Origin of the sequence: Parasphingorhabdus sp. DH2-15, from assembly GCF_051668705.1 — a bacterium.
Classification (GTDB): domain Bacteria; phylum Pseudomonadota; class Alphaproteobacteria; order Sphingomonadales; family Sphingomonadaceae; genus Alterisphingorhabdus.
On record NZ_CP196351.1, the window covers coordinates 748360 to 766380 of the forward strand.

An 18021-nucleotide genomic window follows, 5' to 3' on the forward strand; every position below is an offset into this window, starting at 1 on the left:
GATTGCCCGATACAGAACGAAAAGGAAACAGAGAAGTGCGTGATTACAGCGAAGAAGCGATGACCTCAAAAGCCTGGCCTTTTGAAGAGGCACGCAAATTGCTGAAACGCTATCGCGGTGAACGCGGTGTGCCTGCGCCCAAACCTGATGGCAAGCCTATGTTGTTTGAAACCGGCTACGGCCCGTCAGGCCTGCCGCATATCGGTACGTTTAACGAGGTTCTGCGCACAACAATGGTGCGTAAGGCTTATGAAGTGCTGACCGGTAATCCGACACAGTTGATTGCATTTTCTGATGACATGGATGGTTTTCGTAAAGTGCCGGGCAATGTGCCCAATCAGGATATGCTCGCGGAGCATCTGCACAAACCGCTGACGCAGGTTCCTGACCCTTATGAAAAGTTTGAGAGCTTTGCCGCGCATAACAATGCTTTGCTGCGCCAGTTTTTGGACCAATATGGCTTTGACTATGATTTCATGTCATCGACCGAGCAATATCGCTCCGGTGCGTTTGACGATACGTTGAAGCTGGTTCTGGCCCGTTATCAGCAGATTATGGATATCATGCTGCCAACATTGGGCAAAGAACGGCAGGCGACCTATTCACCTGTTCTGCCCATCAGCCCGAAAACCGGCCATGTGTTGCAAGTACCAGTTGAGGTGCTGGATGCGCAGGCTGGTCTGGTGCGTTTCACTGATAGTGACGGTGAAGTATTGGAGCATAATATCCTGTCCGGCGGTGCAAAGCTGCAATGGAAGGTCGATTGGGCGATGCGCTGGACCGCGCTGGGCGTAGATTATGAAATGTATGGCAAAGATTTGACCGATAGCGGCGTGCAATCGGGCAAAATTGCCAAAGTGCTGGGCGCGCGCAAACCTGATGGCATGATTTACGAGATGTTCCTTGATGAAAAGGGCGAGAAAATCTCCAAGTCCAAGGGCAATGGCCTCAGCATAGAGGATTGGTTGCGCTATGGTAGCGAGGAAAGTCTTGCCTTTTACATCTTCCGTGACCCCAAAGCGGCGAAGCAATTGCATCTGGGCGTGATCCCGCGTGCAGTAGATGATTATTTTCAGTTTCGCGCCAATTGGCATGAACAAGCTGCTGATAAGCAACTCGGCAATCCTGTGCATCATGTCCATGCAGCACGGGGTGAGCCAGTGCCTAGCGATACCATTCCAGTGACATTTGGTTTGTTGCTCAATCTGGTCGGTGTCATGGGTGATGTCGAAAAAGATGCTGTCTGGGGCTATTTGCAGCAATATGCGCCAGACGCGTCACCTGAGCGCTATCCTGATATGGATGGGCTGATCGACAATGCCTTGGCCTATACCCGTGATTTCATCGCGCCAACGCTGAAGCGGCGTAAGCCTGAAGGTATTGAGGTCGCAGCATTGCAACGGTTGGATGATGAACTGGCCGGACTGACAGCCGAGACAGAGGCTGAGGCTATTCAGACAATTATCTATACCATAGGCAAAGAAGGCGGGTTTGATAATCTGCGCGACTGGTTCAAGGCGCTTTATGAGACTTTGTTGGGCAGCGAACAGGGGCCGCGTATGGGTAGCTTCATTGCGCTATATGGCGTGGATAATAGCCGCAAACTGATCGCGGAAGCTCTGGCTAACTAAATTTTGTGCTAGAGTTTCTGGCTGATGAGAGGATGTGAAGGTGGACTCTATCATTCAATTTGATGATCTTGGCCTTTCGCCGGACATTGTAACCATCGCTGGCTATACCTTACGCTGGTATAGCCTTGCCTACATGTCCGGCCTCTTTATCGGTTGGTGGATGTTGCGGCAGATGCTGAAACGTTCAAACGCGCCTATGACCGATGAAGATGTCGACGATTTTATCATCTGGGCATTTCTCGGCATTATTGTGGGCGGCCGTTTGGGCTATGTCTTCTTCTATTCACCCGCAGAATTTATAGCCGAACCGCTCAAAATACTGGCCTTTTGGAACGGCGGAATGTCTTTCCATGGCGGCATGGCAGGCGTGATTATTGCGATCCTGGTTTTTGCGCGCAAACGGGCGCTTAGCTGGCTGCGGATCGGGGATTATATCGCCTGTGTTTACCCCTTGGGGCATATGTTCGGGCGGCTGGCCAATTTTGTAAATGGTGAGTTATGGGGGCGGCCCACAGATGGCAGTTGGGGGATTATCTTTGCAGCCGCCGGCCCCGAACCACGCCATCCCAGCCAGCTCTATCAGGCCGGCTTTGAAGGTCTTTTCCTGCTTATCGTCATGACATGGCTTTTCTGGCGCACAGATGCGCGCAATAAGCCTGGCTTGTTGACCGGCGTGTTTGTCGTCATCATGGGCGCATCGCGCTTCATACTTGAATTTTTCCGGGAACCTGATCGCAATTTGGGCATATTATCCACTGGTTTGACGATGGGTCAGACATTGACAATACCGTTGCTGCTCGCCGCGCTGTGGATGATATATAATAGCCGCGCAGGATTTTCGCAGGAACGATGACATTGATAGACGTATTCACAACGGGTGGCACAATCGACAAAGTCTATTTTGATGCCTTGTCCGAATTTCATGTCGGTCCGACAACATTGAGTGATATTCTGGCTGAAAATAACGTCTATGCACAGCACCGTGTAACACAGCTGATGCGCAAAGACAGTCTGGAGCTTACCGCAGAAGACCGCGCTGCGATCTATGATGCCGTCATGGCGAGTGAAGCGGAGCATATATTGATCACGCATGGCACTGATACCATGGTTGAAACGGGCAAAAAGCTGGCTGGTATAAAGAACAAGACGATTGTGCTGACCGGCTCATTACAGCCCGCCCGGATAAAGAACAGCGATGCGGCTTTTAATGTCGGCTTTGCTTTTGCCGCCGTGCAGACCCTGCCGCATGGTGTCTATGTTGCGATGAATGGTCAGATATTTGACCCAGCGATCACGCGCAAAGATCGTGAAGCCGGCCGGTTTGTAGAAAACCCGTAAAATGACTGTGGATTAAGCCGTGGCTGGCTCGCTTTGCCCTGACGATATTTGCTGCAATACTTCGCCATAACCCTGGGCAATGGTCATGCGCGGGCCATAGTTTTTCTCTAATAGCAGCGCATGCGCCTTGGCCAGATTATAACACGGCACAGCCATAAACAGATGATGCTCTGCATGATAATTGACCCAATAGGGCGCGACAGTCATGCGGGCCAGTAATCCGGCATAGGTTGTGCGTGCATGGCTGAATGGGTCATCACTGCCAGTCGCGGTGCAGGCATGTTCAGCAATGTTGCGAATGCGCAGAAAGAGCGGAAACGTCGTCGCTAATGCTGTAAACCATATGCCATAAGCAATGGCGCCGCCAATTGGCCCTAATAGACTGATAGCCAGCACTAAGAGCACTATTTGCACAGCCAAAAACCGCCCGACACTTTTCGCCATGGCTATAGCCCCTGCTTCATCAATGACAGGCGCAGAAACGCCATTGCGTGTTTCAGTATTGGTGCGCACGCTGCGGTTAAAAACGGTTCCGGCCTGCGTGTCGCGCTTTTGTAAGCTATTGGAAACTGCCGGCCTCAGCATCGCCGCTAATCCTTTATAAGCCATGGCAAACTGTGCCATGCGCTGTTTGAAAAAGGTCTGTCCAGTGAGGTCACGGATAATCTTGCGGCGCAGGCTGTCTTTAGAAACAGGGAAAGGCTGCGACAAGGGCAGGTCAGGGTCTTCCAGTTGCTGCGTATAACGATGATGGGTGAGGTGATAGGCGCGGTAAGCCTGTAGGTCTGCGCCCGTGGCGGCCCCTGCTATCCAGTCACCCCAAAAGTTGTTTATGGCCCGCTTTTTATGGGTCAGTCCATGCGCAGCCTCGTGCATCAATATCGCCAAGCCCAATTGCCGCCCGCCAACGATGATGATCGCAAATGGCATCGCCAACAAAGCGAGTGGCCAGCTAAACTGCCATAGCAAGGCAGTGAGCGTAGCAGTTAGTGCGGCTATCGCCCATGCATGTGCAATCAGAGCAAGCCCCCGCCACGGCGAAACGCGTGTCAGCATAAGCCATGTGTCATTGCCAAAAATGGCTTTAGGATTGGCTGCCTTTACGGCTGGCATAATGTTAAAGCCTCTGTTGCTTTTCAAATATCACAAATAGCATTATACCATGCACGGCGCGCCACGCAAAATACGCTACGGCATTAGGTTTTTTACGCCTTTCGCAGCGTATCATCCGCAATAATGTCTGCAATATCGCTATCGGCTAAGGCTTGCTCCCAATATCGCGTGAGAGAGTGATGGGGCGTTATGTCGAGACCAGCCTTACGGGTAAGGCCAAGCGCCCAGACCAGATAAGCATCGGCCGCGCTAAATTCTCCGCCCAGCAACCATTTGCGATTGTGAAGATGCCCGTCCAGCAATGCCAGTCGATCAGGAGCCAGCGCGCGGATATTGTCTTTCACTGCGGCATCGGCTTCATCGTAAAAGACGATGCGGAATATCTGTTGATGCAATTGTGTTGAGACAAAGCTGAGCCAACGGATCAAGAAAATAGAGTCGGGATGCTCTGGCGGTCGACGAAAGCTGATATTGGGCGATTGATTTTGCACCCATAAAAGACAGGCAATATTTTCGAAGAGCAAGTTTCCATTAGGAAGCTGGAGTGTTGACACTTGGCCTATAGGGTTGATGGCATAATAGTCACTGCCATCGGCCAGCCTATGCGTGTTGAGATCGACTATAGCCAGTTCAATCGGCACATTCCCTTTGGCAGCGGCTATTCTGACCGCGAGCGAACAGGCCATGGGTGCGTGGTAGAGAAGGGGTAATTTTGCTGGCGAATTTTCCATTCTATCTAGCGTAATGCCTCTGCCAAACGTTCCATAAAGACCGCGCCGCGCTGTATTTGTTCGAGCGCGATCCATTCATCCGGCTGATGGGCCTGCTCTATAGAACCCGGACCACAGATCAGCGTCGGAAAGCCCGCAGCCTGAAACTGGCCGCCCTCTGTGGCATAAGGCACAACGCCGGACGGTTCATTATTGCCGCTCAGTGCTCGCACAAAGGCTTCATTATCTTCCCCAGCCAAAGGCCCCATTGGCGGGGCATTGGCAATTTCTGTCAGCTGCACGGTGCATTCGGGAAAGCGTGTACTGATGAGGGCGTGTATAGCGTCGCATTGCCCGCGAAACGGTTCTAATATGGCGTTGGCATCCAGCCCCGGCGGCGTGCGCAGATCAAATGACACACGCGCTTCACCAGCCAGAATATTTGCAGCAGTTCCGCCATGCATCTGCCCGATGGTCAGGGTCGCATGCGGAGGATTGAAACCGCTTGATGCCGGTGGGTGTGCGGCCAGATCATCCGATAGCGCCATTAACTGCGCCATCAATTCAACCGCGATATGATTGGCGGATATTCCCAAATGCGTCAAAGAACTGTGCGCTTCATGACCTGTCACCACCAGCTCATATACAGCAATGCCTTTATGCCCGTTTATCACCTGCATGGAGCTTGGCTCGCCAACAATGGCCAGTTTCGGCTGTGGCAGTGTTTCTGCCAGCTGAGCGATCATTGCCGGTGCACCTGTGCAGCCCACTTCCTCATCATAGCTAAAGGCCAGATGGACCGGTTTGCTGCATGATGTGAACAAAGGTACAGCGGCCAGAGCCAGCGCGATAAATCCCTTCATGTCAGATGTGCCTCGGCCAAAGAGCCGCTCTTCGCCATTCACTGTTCGCTGCGTCAACGTCCATGGATCGCTGGACCAATTTTGTCCGTCTATCGGCACCACATCGCTATGGCCTGATAATATTACACCGCCAGCGACCGCAGGGCCGATAGTGGCATAAAGATTGGCCTTGCTCCCATCTGCATTGCTGACGCGGTGGCTTTCTATGCCATGGCTGGAGAGATAGTCCTCAACCCATTTGACAAGTGCCAAATTGCTGTGCCGCGATGTTGTGTCGAACGCTATCAGCGTTTCCAGAATGGAAAGCACTTTGCGCATATCCAAGGACGCCGAACGGTTATGGCTTTTGTTCATATGGCCTATTCGGCAGCTTGCGGCTGCGGCACATTATCTTGCAAAGGGGCATATTGCCGCCCATCTTCAGACAAAAGCGCAGCGATTGGGCGCGTATTTGCGCCTTCGGCCAATATCAGCATCATGATGGTGGTGAAGGGCACGGCCAATATGGCGCCGGGTATGCCCCAAATGGCGCTCCAGAAGGACAGGGCCATCATGATGGAAAAGGCGCTGAGGTTCAATGATTTGCCCAGCATGCGCGGTTCAATGAAATTGCCAATCACTGTCTGCGCTGCCGTTAGCAAGCCGGTGATGATAAGCGGGATGGTCAAATTGCCAAATTGCGCCACGGCAAATAGAGCAGGAAAGGCCACGCCGACAATCGAACCAATATAAGGGATATAGTTGAGCAGGCCGATAATAATCGCCCATAGCACTGCATATTCCAGTCCGAAGGCTATCATGATTATCAGGCACACAATGCCGAGCAAAATATTGATGAGTGATTTGGTTGCCAGATATTGACCGATATTGATGTTGATCTGCGCAACAATATCTAATGTGGCGTTGGCACGCTCATCAGAGCCGAATGCTGTGCAGACTTTTTCTTTAAAGCCGCGAATTTCCGTGGTTAAAAATACGGCATAAAGCACAGTGATAAACACAAAGCTGCCAAAGCTGCCCAAGGATGACAGGATTGCCTGCAATAGCGCGCCAAAATCTATGGTGGTGAAAAAGCCGACCACACTCTCATGAATGGAGCCGAGTATAGCATTTTGCCCGCGTTCCAGAGCCTTTTCCGGGTTATCCATCATCGCGCCAGTATCCATGGGCACTGCGGCCTCTGGTGGCGGGGCAAACCATTGGTTGAACAGACTCTCCAAATTGGCCTCATATTGCGGCAAGCTAGGCCCCAATGTTTCCAAATTGAGAATGAGCAGCATGCTGATTGCGTAAACAATGCCTAGGATCAGCGTGATCAAAAACAGATTAAGCACCCATCGCGGGAATTTCTCAAAGCCCGGCAAACGGCCTATCGCTGCTTGCGCGGCATAAAATATCTGCACCATGATGATGGCGGTGATGATAGGCAATATAAGATCGCGACCAATGTAAAACAGCCAACCAATCAAAATGGCAATGCCCAGTGAAAAGAATATGGTGCTTAATCTGCTTTGCATATTGGTGTCTTATGCAATTAATACGCTCCTGTCCAGAAACAACTGTTGACTCTCTAAGTAAAAATAGTACCCCAATTTTTAATATAAGGTGTGATAAAAAGTGGAGACACCATAATGCAAAATGATCACAATAACGCTGATACTCAAACTGATCTTAAAAAATGGACACAGCCAAAATTGATATGTTTGAGCGAAAATATCGTCGAAGCACAAGGCGGACCATTTGCTACTAACGAAGTCACAGTCCCTAGTTTTGGAAGCTTATCCTCCTAACGGGGCGACGCCGACTTCTCTTCCCTTGATGTTGAATGGCATTCTATGGTCAGCTTGATCTGCGGTCTGCGTAAACCAGCTTTCCATAATTATATGTCTATTAATGAATTCTCGCATGCACTGGTTGCTGATGATGCTTTGCATGCCCGCGCGAATTTCTCTAATCTGACAATTGGTGATGTCACACTTGCTCTTGTTGATATAGCACCTTCCGGGCAGCACAAACCACGGCCAGAATGCGGTATTTTCAGTAAACAAGCGGTGCATATCGTTGCTGATTGCCGCCTTTATAATCGGGATGAGCTGCTGGCTATTGCTAATGGAAGTTCGGATACGGATCTGCGTCTGCAATGTGATGCCGCCTTGATAGCTGCGCTTTACACTAGCAGAGGGGAGGCAGGGCTTGACGCGCTGCGCGGTGATTTTGCTTTCGCGCTTTATGATGAGGATCAGGATCTCCTGATCCTGCGCCGCGATCATTTTGGTATTCGGCCGCTATATCATAGCAAGAGCGCCAGTGGCGGGGCAAACCATTGGTTGAACAGACTCTCCAAATTGGCCTCATATTGCGGCAAGCTAGGCCCCAATGTTTCCAAATTAAGAATGAGCAGCATGCTGATTGCGTAAACAATGCCTAGGATCAGCGTGATCAAAAACAGATTAAGCACCCATCGCGGGAATTTCTCAAAGCCCGGCAAACGGCCTATCGCTGCTTGCGCCGCATAAAATATCTGCACCATGATGATGGCGGTAATGATAGGCAGTATAAGATCGCGACCAATGTAAAACAGCCAACCAATCAAAATGGCAATGCCCAGTGAAAAGAATATGGTGCTTAATCTGCTTTGCATATTGGTGTCTTATGCAATTAATACGCTCCTGTCCAGAAACAACTGTTGACTCTCTAAGTAAAAATAGTACCCCAATTTTTAATATAAGGCGTGATAAAAAGTGGAGACACCATAATGCAAAATGATCACAATAACGCTGATACTCAAACTGATCTTAAAAAATGGACACAGCCAAAATTGATATGTTTGAGCGAAAATATCGTCGAAGCACAAGGCGGACCATTTGCTACTAACGAAGTCACAGTCCCTAGTTTTGGAAGCTTATCCTCCTAACGGGGCGACGCCGACTTCTCTTCCCTTGATGTTGAATGGCATTCTATGGTCAGCTTGATCTGCGGTCTGCGTAAACCAGCTTTCCATAATTATATGTCTATTAATGAATTCTCGCATGCACTGGTTGCTGATGATGCTTTGCATGCCCGCGCGAATTTCTCTAATCTGACAATTGGTGATGTCACACTTGCTCTTGTTGATATAGCACCTTCCGGGCAGCACAAACCACGGCCAGAATGCGGTATTTTCAGTAAACAAGCGGTGCATATCGTTGCTGATTGCCGCCTTTATAATCGGGATGAGCTGCTGGCTATTGCTAATGGAAGTTCGGATACGGATCTGCGTCTGCAATGTGATGCCGCCTTGATAGCTGCGCTTTACACTAGCAGAGGGGAGGCAGGGCTTGACGCGCTGCGCGGTGATTTTGCTTTCGCGCTTTATGATGAGGATCAGGATCTCCTGATCCTGCGCCGCGATCATTTTGGTATTCGGCCGCTATATCATAGCAAGAGCGCCAGTGGCGGTTTTGCCTTTGCCTCTCTAGTACGCGCATTTACTGGCTCAGGTCTTGTTAAAGCCGAACGCGACTGGAAAACGTCATTCGATTATTTGGGCCGCAATGCACATTTGGGCAGCGGCACCATGGTAAAGGGTGTAAAATTATTACCTGCCGCCAGCCAGCTAACAATTTCGCCTTCAGGATTTACGCACAAAAAATATTGGCAGCTTAAACCACCAAAATTGCCGAAGCAGAATCCGGATTATAATATATGGTGCGCTGGTTTGAAACAGCGATTTGAGAAGGCGGTGGCGGTTCGCTTGCCCGATCATGGACCTGTAGCAAGTGAGCTTTCTGCCGGACTTGATGCGGGAGGGATTACAGCAACCGCAGCTAATTTGCTACGTGGTGATGACCAGCATGTTGATGCCTTTATTGGCACCATTTCTGACAGTTGTGACCCTGAACTATTTGTTGATGAAAGCCATGTTGCGCAGGATATTGTTGCCGCGTCTAACCGCATTACCATGACCAAAGTTCCCCACGCTATGGATGACCCAAGCGTGATGCATCAGCCAGAGCCCGACCGGATAGAGGGTGGTTATGTCAAGCGTGAAGAACGGACATGCGCATTGGCAGCACAAAATGGTTCTGACAGCATATTGTGCGGATGGGGCGGTGACCAATCGGTCACCTATTTGGGTCATCAGGCATTTTCCCATGCACTACGTCGCGGTAATTTTGCCCATGTTTGGGGTGATGTTAGACATTTTTATAAACAGGGCGGCATTGCTCGTGCGGGCACGCGTGCGGCCAGCATCATATTCACGGCTGCACTGTCCATGGGTTGGTCACGCTCACTGCGCAAGCGCTGGCGTGGGGAGGCTGACATGGGAGAAGCCCAAAGGGATGGGGCTTCCCTACGTTCGCGCTATAAACCCGCGCCGCTTCGCGACCATGATGGTGGCAATGTTACGCAAAGCCAGATTGCCGGACTAAACCAGATTGCCAATTCGGGCCGTCTTAACAGCATGGCCGCAACATCTGCACGTTATGGGGTGCAATATAGTTTTCCCATGTTGGATGTTAATCTGGTGGAATATATGCTGACCTGCCCTCCGGAATTTATCTCTGACAGATATATGCGGCGTAAGGTTTTCCGCACCATCATGCGCGATGTATTGCCGGATTCTGTGCGTCTGCGTGAACAGAAAATGCTGCCTGCGCCGCAATTGCCGCTGCGTATATCAGAGAATAAGGCGAATTACCTTAGACGGCTCGCTATCTTGGAAAAAGACGAGCGACTGCATCAATATATAGATTTTGCCAATATTAGGCGTAAGCTGGAGGCATTACCCGATGCTGATAGCATGCGGCTAATGTTTCGCAAAAATGCGGAGCAGGGCAAACAGAGCCGGCCCGGCAATCTTAACGCCAGTTTTTTGGCGGTGGGACGCGCCGAAATGTTGCAAAAGTGGCTGGATGAGGACGGCTCGCCAGATTTTTAACAATAGCGGTCCATCACCCCTTTACGCTTTTTATCCAGCTGCGGATTTTTTTCTCCAATACACTCATCGGCAGAGCGCCGGTGTTGAGGACTTGGTCATGGAAATCGCGGGGATCAAATTTGTCACCCAGTTCTGTCTGCGCTTCGGCCTTGAGACGCTGGATTGTCAAAGCGCCGATTTTATAGGCCAGCGCTTGTGACGGAATAGCGATATAGCGCTCTACCTCTGCGGTCGCATCGGTTTCGCCCATACTGCTATTGTCCAGCATATATTGAATGGCCTGCTCACGGGTCCAGCCTTTGCTGTGCAGACCGGTATCAACCACCAGTCGCATGGCGCGCAGCATTTCATCATCAAAATGGCCAAGGCGTTGATAAGGGTCATCAAACAGCCCCATGGGGAAGCCCAGTTTTTCTGAATAGAGCGCCCAGCCTTCAACATAAGCAGTGTTACCGCCAAAACGCATGAAATTGGGTAGCGCTGCATTTTCTTGCGCAAGGCTTATCTGGAAGTGGTGACCAGGCGCGCCTTCATGGAGATAGAGCGTGGTGATACCCGGCGTGGTGCGACTGGGCAGATCATAAGCGTTGAAATAGAAGATGCCCGGGCGTGATCCGTCGGGCGTACCTGACTGATAGGAGCCGCCAGCCTCAAACTTCTCACGGAAAGGTTCGTAGGGGCGGATTTCTAACGATGTTTTGGGCAATACTTTGAATTGTGTGGAGATAACCTTGTCAACTTGCGCGCCCATATCATAATAACGCTGCGTCAGACTCTCGCGGCTTTTGGGCTTAAATTGTGGGTCAGTACGAATAAAGTCGAAAAACTCTTTCAACGTGCCTTCAAAGCCGACTTCGTTTTTAATCGCATCCATATCGCCAAGCACGCGCTTCACTTCACTGAGTCCCAGATTGTGAATTTCATCTGCTGTCAGGGGCAGGGTGGTGGTTTGCTCAATAAGATATTGGTATAATGTGTCGCCGCCTTTCATATAAGACAGGCCAACCCCTTCACGGGCATCATCCAGATAATCATCGCGCAGATAATCGCGCAGCCGTGTATAGGCAGGGTAAATACCGTCCGCGATAATTGCACGATACTCCGCAGTCAGGCGGGCGCGGTCAGCTTCGCTCATATCTTCTGGGAAGTTTTGAACCGGAGCGAAATATGGGCTTTCTTCAATAGGCTGCGCTAGCTGTGTATCCAGCTGCTCAATGACATTGCGAATGGTCAATTTCGTCTCAACAACGCCTGAGGCCTGACCTTTTTTGAAAAGGCCGATGGCACGGTCCATGATCGTGATAAACTGGCTATGCCGCTTCAGATTGTTTTCATAATCGGTTACCGTTTTGAAAGGCGCCGCGCCTTTGCCCGATGCAAAGGTTGGGTAAAATGTGTGCAGACCAAAAAAGTGGTTGATCGGACGGACATCAAGGAGCGGTAATATCTCCTCGCTCAGCCCTTTCACCGTAACTTCCTGATTGCGTTGAAATACGTCATAAGCAATGGCATCGACTGCATTGAGTTGGCTTTTGTCAATGCTCGCCAATGCTGCAAGATTTTCCATCGCAGCTTTGCGTTCTGCATCATTATAGGCGTCAGTGAAAAAGTCGCCCAATTGGTCAGCATAGCGCATATCACCGCGGAACAACGCGCTTAAAGGGTTGCGTTTTAGCGACGCCTCATCATCAGCGGCAAAAATGGCTCGCAGTTTTTCCCCTTCGGTAGCTGTTTGCGCCTCGGACGCATCCTGAGCAGAGCCAGCAGCCAAAGCAGTCACTGCGACCGGCCCGACAGTGCCATTATTGCTGCAACCAGTAAGCACCAGAGCCATAAGAGCGGGGGAAAGAGCGAGCGTTGATAATTTTTGCATGTTCATGTCCTTGCCGATGAATATGTTGGGCCTAATGAATATATCGGCCAAATATGTTCAGGCGGCAAATATATGCCAGCCTTTAGATAGCGCAGAATAGAGCCTATTAGCCGGTTAAGTGCAATGCCATAGGCGGCTTTCAGCCGATAGATATTAGGTGTTCGTCGAACAGCCTCATAATATGTTCTTAATCACGCCCAACGGCGTTCGCGAAACCAATTGGTAAAGACATATTTCGTTCCCATTTCGACGGGTGACCCGATGTGCAGGGTATTGGGGTTGGGTGTGCCATCGACTTTCATATTGTTCCAAGTCAGCAACATGCCCTGACGTGGACTGACAGACATGCCCAGTGTCGGAAATGTCGTTGCACCGCCCTTAGAGGGTTGGTTAAGATACACCATGGCAGTCCAGCTGCGTTGACCAGCACCTGCCATTTCATCTGCCCAATAATATGTATTGGGATGGAAGTAGTCTTGATGTTGTTTATATTGCTGACCTGTTCGGTAGCGCTGCCCCTGAATAGTCTCTCCATTATTGACATCAAGACCTAATAGGTCGGCAACCTGCTGCGAAATTCGAGCGATATCGGCGTTATCACGGTCAAAATTGCAGCTTGAGCTTGTACGATATCCTTCTTGCTCTGTTCCTTTGTAAAGAGTGGAGGGAACAGCTTCATTGTCGATAATATCGATAAGCAGCTTGCAGTCAGCCGGATTGAGAAAATTCTGCGCATAGTAAATCTGTGCCTTATCGACAGCCACTTTTTGAACCGACGGGTTTGCATCCAGACGCTTTCCGACGGATTGCCCAATTCTGATCAGCTCTTCAATATTAGGGGAGGGTGTTTTTACGCCTTGCATTTCCAATTGATCCTTGGTCAACAATGTATATTGCGTGGATGATAATGCGGTGTCTTATCGCCTCAGCGATTATTCGATAACTCGCCCACGGATCATTACAAAATCTACCTTTTCCAAAGTCTCAACCGACTCAAGCGGGTTGCCTTGAACAGCGATAATATCAGCGGAATAGCCGACTTCGATTTTGCCGATCTCATTCTCCAGACCCAATAGCTTTGCTGCTTCAGTGGTGGCGCTGGCCAATGCCTCGCGCGGCGTCATGCCTGCAAGCTCCACCAACAAGGCAAATTCTTCTGCATTGCGGCCATGTTCAAAAACACCTGCATCCGTGCCAAAAACGACCGGGATGCCGCGTGCACGGCTGCTATTTGCGGCCTTGCCAACTTCTTGCAATGTCGCGCGGATTTTGTCCTCAACCTGCGGTGTATAAATGCCCTTACCAAGCCGTTCTCTAATGCCGGTATACGCCATAAGGGTCGGCACACAGGCTGTTCCATTTGCCTGCATAACGTCCAGCGCAGCTTCATCAGCAAATGTGCAATGCTCAATAGAGCTGACACCGGCGCGTGCAGCACCCTCAATTCCGCGTGGGCCATGGGCGTGGGCCGCAACCTTCAGGCCCAGAGTTTTTGCTGTATCAACAATGGCTTTCATTTCTGCATCGGTAAAATGCTGGTCCAGACCGCGCGCCTGTTGACTTAAAACCCCGCCTGTCGCGGTGATCTTGATAAGGTCTGCGCCATTTTTCGATGCTGTACGAACAACGGCTGCGCATTGAACCGGACCAGTACACGCAGAGCCATCATCCAACGCCGCATTCACTTCAGGCCGGAAACCCGAAATGTCACCATGGCCGCCGATAATGGCAATGGTTGATCCGCTGGACAGAATACGTGGCCCTACAATAAAACCTTCTTCGGTGCCGCGGCGCAGGACAAAGCCGACTTGCGGTGCAGAACCAAGATCGCGCACAGTGGTAAAGCCTGACAGAGCAGTGATGCGGGCATTTTTTGCGCCGACGACTACGCCCCACTCATCTGGTTCAACGGCCGCGCGCCAGAAATCTCCACCGGGGTCTCCAGAGAGGTGGACGTGAGAATCAATAAGACCAGGCAAGACCGTCAAGTTGCTAAGATCGATAATATCAGCCTCGCCATCGGGACGCTGCAAACCTGGAGTGACAGCAACGATGATGCCGTCTCGTACAGTTATTGTGGAAGGACCGGAGTTGCCGCTTTCTGCATTTGCGATCAGATCACCGGCCAGAATGACAGTGTCTTGTGCAAAAGCATTTGGAGAGATTGCGGTGCAAATAGCGATCGCACTGAACATTGCATAGCGATATGCCCTGCGTATAAATGCTGAAACCTCGGCTATTTGCTGCATAACATTCTCTCCATTCCGGTTCGGCTGGTATCATGTACCAGTCGATGTCTGCAACGCAACCTATCCAAAACCTAGCGCATGACAAGCCATGATTGCATCAATCTTAAAGCTGGAAATGGGCAGAAAGCCTATTCATCAAGAATGTGAATGACCAAGGGTTCCTGCAAAAGGCTGGGAGAGCCTGTCAGGCTTTGTATTGCAGTGTTGATGCAACGCTCTTCGCAAGCATGGGTGACAATGGCAATTAACGCTTCATCACCGCTTCCTTTGTGCGTTTCGCTGCCAATACCGACATTTTGGATCAGGCTGGCAATGGATACATTCGCATCGCGCATCGCCGCCGTAATTTCGGCAAGCACGCCGGGCCTGTCAGCCACACGAAAGCGCACATAATTTTGCGCAATGCGGTGACCGGTCTCGGCGCGTCCGCAGTCATCCAGTTCGGTGACGGGCATTGCAAATGCAGCAAATGTCTCTCCGCGCGCAATGCTGATTAAGTCAGCCACCACAGCAGAGGCCGTTGGTTTGTCGCCAGCACCTGCGCCAGTAAACATCAAACGGCCGGAAAAATTGCCTTCGGCTACAACAGCATTTGTTGCGCCTTCAACGTCTGCAAGCGGATGACTCTCCGGCACCAGATAGGGATGTACCCTTTGGAACAAATTATTGCCGCCATCGGACATATCGCGTTCCGCGACGCCCAATAGGCGGATGCGATAGCCAAGGTTTTTCGCTTGCAAAATATCGGTTGCGGTAATGGAGCGTATCCCTTGAATAGCGATGCCATCAAGGTCGAGCCGGGCCGCGAATGCCAAGCTGCTCAATATGGCCAGCTTATGCGCCGCATCAACACCATCAATATCAAAGCTGGGATCTGCTTCGGCATAACCAATTTGCTGTGCTTCGGCGAGAACGGCGTCAAATTCAGCGCCAGTCTCTTCCATATTGGAGAGGATATAATTGCTCGTGCCGTTCAAAATACCATATAGGCGCTCCATGCGATTGGCCGCAGCACCTTCACGAACGCCCTTAATGGCGGGAATGCCGCCAGCCACTGCGGCTTCATAATGGAAAGTCGTAGCATTTTCTTCGGCCAGAGCGGCCAGCTCCATGCCATGTTCGGCCACCATAGCCTTATTAGCAGTAACCAATGCTTTGCCGGATGAGAGTGCTTTGCGTGCTAATGTTAAAGCAGGACCATCGGCACCGCCAATAAGTTCAACAATAATATCCAGCTCATCATCTTCGGTCATGGCCATCATATCATCGACCCAGTTATAGGGTGCGAGATCGACACCGCGGTCCTTATTGCGGTCACGCGCAGTAATTGTCTTGATATGGAGATCACATCCAGAGCGGCGCGATATAAGCGCAGCATTTTCTGTTAAAAGGCGAATGACCCCCGTGCCAACGGTGCCGAGTCCGATCAGGCCAATGTTAAGGCTGGTTTTTTTGTCTGTATTGCTCATAAACTTTCCATAATCCAATGCGGCATCATTGCCAGCATAAAGATAAAGTCATAATAGCTTTGTCTGATCCCTACTTAAACAGTGCGATAGACTTATTGGCCTGATAAATCTGGTCCGCTGCGGAATAAAGAAAGCCCATTATGTCCCAACAGGAAAACGCCCCGACAATCTTGGTACTGGCCGGCAAAAGAGATGGCCGTCTCGATCCGCTTGCTGAAAAGGCCGGAGTATCTCACAAATGCAGGGTGCCCATTCAGGGCAAGCCTTTGTTGGTATGGGTTTTGGAAGCTGTTCGCGAGGCCTGGGCAAACAATCAGATTTTGATTTCCATTCACGATGCAGAAGTCATTTCCGATTTGCCGATTGTGCAAGAGCTTATCGCTGCAGGTAGGTTGAAGATATGCCAGGCCCGTTCTGGAATAGTGGAAAGTCTGGAAGAGGCTATCCGTCAAGCGGATAAGGCTTATCCATTGCTCATCACAACGGGCGATAATGTTATCATTACACCGGAAGCTCTGCGCGCTGTGCATCAAACGGCTCAGGAAAAAAATGCTGAGGCAATATTCGGTATCGCCAAGCGAGAAGATATATTGGCTGCGCACCCGCGTGCTCAAACTCGCTTTTATGAATTCTCTGATATCGCCATTGCCAATTGTAATAGCTATTGGCTGGGCAGCGAAAAGGCATTGCAGGCGGCAGAAGCGTTTCGCGGCGGAGGCCAGTTCATTAAGACCAAGGGCGCCATCGCCAAAGCGTTCGGTATTATCAATCTCATCCGGTTTCGTCTTAAATGGTGGAGTTTCGACCAGATGCTGGATGCACTTTCACGCCGCTTTGGAGTCAAAATTTCTGCGCATATTTTCGATGAAGGTGCATATGCCGTCGATGTCGATAACCAACTGACATATGACATTTCGGAAATATTGCTGAAAGAGCGCAAACTCTAAAAGTCTGCCCGCCCTATCTTATCTACAGGGCCCCAATTCACGCATCACCAGCGCATAATCCTGACGTGCGATATTATCCGCACTGCTATTAGCGGAATATAATGCTTCGCGCGGAAGGGATTTGGGCAAGCCGCACGCTAGACGGTACCATAGCAATGTATCGCGAGCGGGTCTGGTGGCCGCTGCATCGACAATTTCTGTTAGGGAGATGGCCCAACTCGGCTTAATGCCGGGACGGCGTATAACGGAAATCGATATAGGCGCATTATTTTCAGTGTTAAGAAATATCTGGGTTTCGCCTTCGCCTTCTAAGTTGCCCGGCACATGGAAAACCTCTCTGATGCCGGTCAGGGCGGGTGGGCTATCCACCGCAAGCAATTCACGCGCGATAGATCGTATTCCGTTTTCGCGTGAGGGCGACCATGTCAATTGCGCATCAATGCCGTTCAGTTGCACCTCATTTGCTCTTTGAGCGTTACGATTAGCGAAAATTATAAAACGCTGTTTCTTGATTTTCGGGGCCTTGCCCTTTGCGGTTAGAGGTAAGTCTACAAGGTAACGAATCGAGCCTGGAAGACCGCCTTCACCGCTAATCAAATTGAGAACATCTGCCTCAACATATAATCTGACATAGCCATTTGCTAAACCTAGAGCGCGCTCAATGGGAACTTTAATGGCTTTTCGTACCTGTATAGAGGCAATAATTTCTGAGTCATCAGCCAAGCCGACCAAACGCACATATTCATTAGATTGATTCGCTGCACTTATTACATTGGATTGTACGGCAGTTGACTGATTCGGTGAGAAAAAAACGGCTGCTAATAAAGCCAAAATGACAGCAAATCTCATTATTCTTGCCCTTTTTTTTAACATCAAAAGTCGCGCTGTACGGCGCAGAAATGGTTAC

General features: G+C 50.4%; 15 protein-coding genes and 1 pseudogene. 6 read left to right on the top strand and 10 right to left on the bottom strand.

Annotated features, from left to right (window positions below; genetic code table 11):
- Positions 1-59: 59 nt before the first annotated feature.
- The 3 genes from ACR9YC_RS03485 to ACR9YC_RS03495 are packed head-to-tail and all read left to right on the top strand — an operon-like array spanning position 60 to position 2969.
- Positions 60-1631, top strand: a complete 1572-nt coding sequence (locus ACR9YC_RS03485; RefSeq protein WP_438731578.1) for a lysine--tRNA ligase — start codon at positions 60-62, stop codon at positions 1629-1631.
- A 40-nt stretch (positions 1632-1671) separates the two neighbouring features.
- Positions 1672-2484, top strand: a complete 813-nt coding sequence (gene lgt / locus ACR9YC_RS03490; RefSeq protein WP_438729904.1) for a prolipoprotein diacylglyceryl transferase — start codon at positions 1672-1674, stop codon at positions 2482-2484.
- Positions 2481-2969 (top strand): asparaginase domain-containing protein, encoded by a 489-nt coding sequence (locus ACR9YC_RS03495; RefSeq protein WP_438729908.1) that lies wholly within the window; start codon positions 2481-2483, stop codon positions 2967-2969. The genes lgt and ACR9YC_RS03495 overlap by 4 nt, the downstream gene beginning before the upstream one ends.
- Positions 2970-2981: 12 nt before the next feature.
- Here the strand turns inward: ACR9YC_RS03495 and ACR9YC_RS03500 are convergent, their stop codons facing one another.
- From ACR9YC_RS03500 to ACR9YC_RS03515, 4 genes are all read right to left on the bottom strand, one after another.
- A complete protein-coding gene (locus ACR9YC_RS03500; RefSeq protein WP_438729911.1) occupies positions 2982-4082 on the bottom strand; it encodes a fatty acid desaturase family protein in 1101 nt (366 codons plus the stop codon).
- Positions 4083-4174: 92 nt separating this feature from the next.
- Positions 4175-4813, bottom strand: coding sequence for a glutathione binding-like protein (locus ACR9YC_RS03505; RefSeq protein WP_438729914.1), 639 nt, complete (start codon positions 4811-4813; stop codon positions 4175-4177).
- 5 nt (positions 4814-4818) lie between these two features.
- Positions 4819-6009, bottom strand: coding sequence for an acetylornithine deacetylase (gene argE / locus ACR9YC_RS03510; protein ID WP_438729917.1), 1191 nt, complete (start codon positions 6007-6009; stop codon positions 4819-4821).
- Positions 6010-6014: 5 nt separating this feature from the next.
- Positions 6015-7172, bottom strand: coding sequence for an AI-2E family transporter (locus tag ACR9YC_RS03515; RefSeq protein WP_438729920.1), 1158 nt, complete (start codon positions 7170-7172; stop codon positions 6015-6017).
- Between the two features lie 366 nt (positions 7173-7538).
- Between ACR9YC_RS03515 and ACR9YC_RS03520 the strand changes: the two are divergent.
- A pseudogene (locus ACR9YC_RS03520) lies at positions 7539-7901 on the top strand (hypothetical protein); the annotation flags it as partial.
- Between the two features lie 44 nt (positions 7902-7945).
- Here ACR9YC_RS03520 and ACR9YC_RS03525 read toward each other — a convergent pair.
- Positions 7946-8296, bottom strand: coding sequence for a hypothetical protein (locus ACR9YC_RS03525; protein WP_438731942.1), 351 nt, complete (start codon positions 8294-8296; stop codon positions 7946-7948).
- 366 nt (positions 8297-8662) lie between these two features.
- Here ACR9YC_RS03525 and ACR9YC_RS03530 point away from each other — a divergent pair, with 366 nt between their 5' ends.
- On the top strand, positions 8663-10576 hold the full coding sequence (locus ACR9YC_RS03530; protein WP_438729922.1) for an asparagine synthase-related protein: 1914 nt from the start codon (positions 8663-8665) through the stop codon (positions 10574-10576).
- 13 nt (positions 10577-10589) lie between these two features.
- Here the strand turns inward: ACR9YC_RS03530 and ACR9YC_RS03535 are convergent, their stop codons facing one another.
- The 4 genes from ACR9YC_RS03535 to ACR9YC_RS03550 all read right to left on the bottom strand — a co-directional run bounded on the left by ACR9YC_RS03535 (position 10590) and on the right by ACR9YC_RS03550 (position 16167).
- Entirely contained in the window at positions 10590-12449 is a 1860-nt protein-coding gene (locus ACR9YC_RS03535; RefSeq protein WP_438729925.1) for a DUF885 domain-containing protein, read from the bottom strand.
- A gap of 191 nt (positions 12450-12640) precedes the next feature.
- Positions 12641-13312, bottom strand: coding sequence for a prolyl hydroxylase family protein (locus ACR9YC_RS03540; RefSeq protein WP_438729928.1), 672 nt, complete (start codon positions 13310-13312; stop codon positions 12641-12643).
- 69 nt (positions 13313-13381) lie between these two features.
- Positions 13382-14698, bottom strand: a complete 1317-nt coding sequence (locus ACR9YC_RS03545; RefSeq protein WP_438729931.1) for an amidohydrolase family protein — start codon at positions 14696-14698, stop codon at positions 13382-13384.
- Between the two features lie 128 nt (positions 14699-14826).
- Positions 14827-16167: a homoserine dehydrogenase gene (locus ACR9YC_RS03550; protein WP_438729933.1), complete on the bottom strand. Its 1341-nt coding sequence runs from the start codon at positions 16165-16167 to the stop codon at positions 14827-14829.
- A 140-nt stretch (positions 16168-16307) separates the two neighbouring features.
- Between ACR9YC_RS03550 and ACR9YC_RS03555 the strand changes: the two genes are divergently transcribed.
- Positions 16308-17114, top strand: a complete 807-nt coding sequence (locus ACR9YC_RS03555; protein ID WP_438729936.1) for a nucleotidyltransferase family protein — start codon at positions 16308-16310, stop codon at positions 17112-17114.
- A gap of 18 nt (positions 17115-17132) precedes the next feature.
- Here the strand turns inward: ACR9YC_RS03555 and ACR9YC_RS03560 are convergent, their stop codons facing one another.
- On the bottom strand, positions 17133-17963 hold the full coding sequence (locus ACR9YC_RS03560) for a hypothetical protein (RefSeq protein WP_438729938.1): 831 nt from the start codon (positions 17961-17963) through the stop codon (positions 17133-17135).
- Between the last annotated feature and the right edge of the window lie 58 nt (positions 17964-18021).

Coding starts and splice junctions, on each gene's coding strand:
- ACR9YC_RS03535 (WP_438729925.1), bottom strand. CDS start 12,449: ATGCAAAAATTATCAACGCTCGCTCTTTCCCCCGCTCTTATGGCTCTG.
- ACR9YC_RS03525 (WP_438731942.1), bottom strand. CDS start 8,296: ATGCAAAGCAGATTAAGCACCATATTCTTTTCACTGGGCATTGCCATT.
- ACR9YC_RS03485 (WP_438731578.1), top strand. CDS start 60: ATGACCTCAAAAGCCTGGCCTTTTGAAGAGGCACGCAAATTGCTGAAA.
- argE (WP_438729917.1), bottom strand. CDS start 6,009: ATGAACAAAAGCCATAACCGTTCGGCGTCCTTGGATATGCGCAAAGTG.
- ACR9YC_RS03560 (WP_438729938.1), bottom strand. CDS start 17,963: ATGAGATTTGCTGTCATTTTGGCTTTATTAGCAGCCGTTTTTTTCTCA.
- ACR9YC_RS03505 (WP_438729914.1), bottom strand. CDS start 4,813: ATGGAAAATTCGCCAGCAAAATTACCCCTTCTCTACCACGCACCCATG.
- ACR9YC_RS03550 (WP_438729933.1), bottom strand. CDS start 16,167: ATGAGCAATACAGACAAAAAAACCAGCCTTAACATTGGCCTGATCGGA.
- ACR9YC_RS03545 (WP_438729931.1), bottom strand. CDS start 14,698: ATGCAGCAAATAGCCGAGGTTTCAGCATTTATACGCAGGGCATATCGC.
- ACR9YC_RS03555 (WP_438729936.1), top strand. CDS start 16,308: ATGTCCCAACAGGAAAACGCCCCGACAATCTTGGTACTGGCCGGCAAA.
- ACR9YC_RS03515 (WP_438729920.1), bottom strand. CDS start 7,172: ATGCAAAGCAGATTAAGCACCATATTCTTTTCACTGGGCATTGCCATT.
- ACR9YC_RS03530 (WP_438729922.1), top strand. CDS start 8,663: ATGTCTATTAATGAATTCTCGCATGCACTGGTTGCTGATGATGCTTTG.
- ACR9YC_RS03495 (WP_438729908.1), top strand. CDS start 2,481: ATGACATTGATAGACGTATTCACAACGGGTGGCACAATCGACAAAGTC.
- ACR9YC_RS03500 (WP_438729911.1), bottom strand. CDS start 4,082: ATGCCAGCCGTAAAGGCAGCCAATCCTAAAGCCATTTTTGGCAATGAC.
- ACR9YC_RS03540 (WP_438729928.1), bottom strand. CDS start 13,312: ATGCAAGGCGTAAAAACACCCTCCCCTAATATTGAAGAGCTGATCAGA.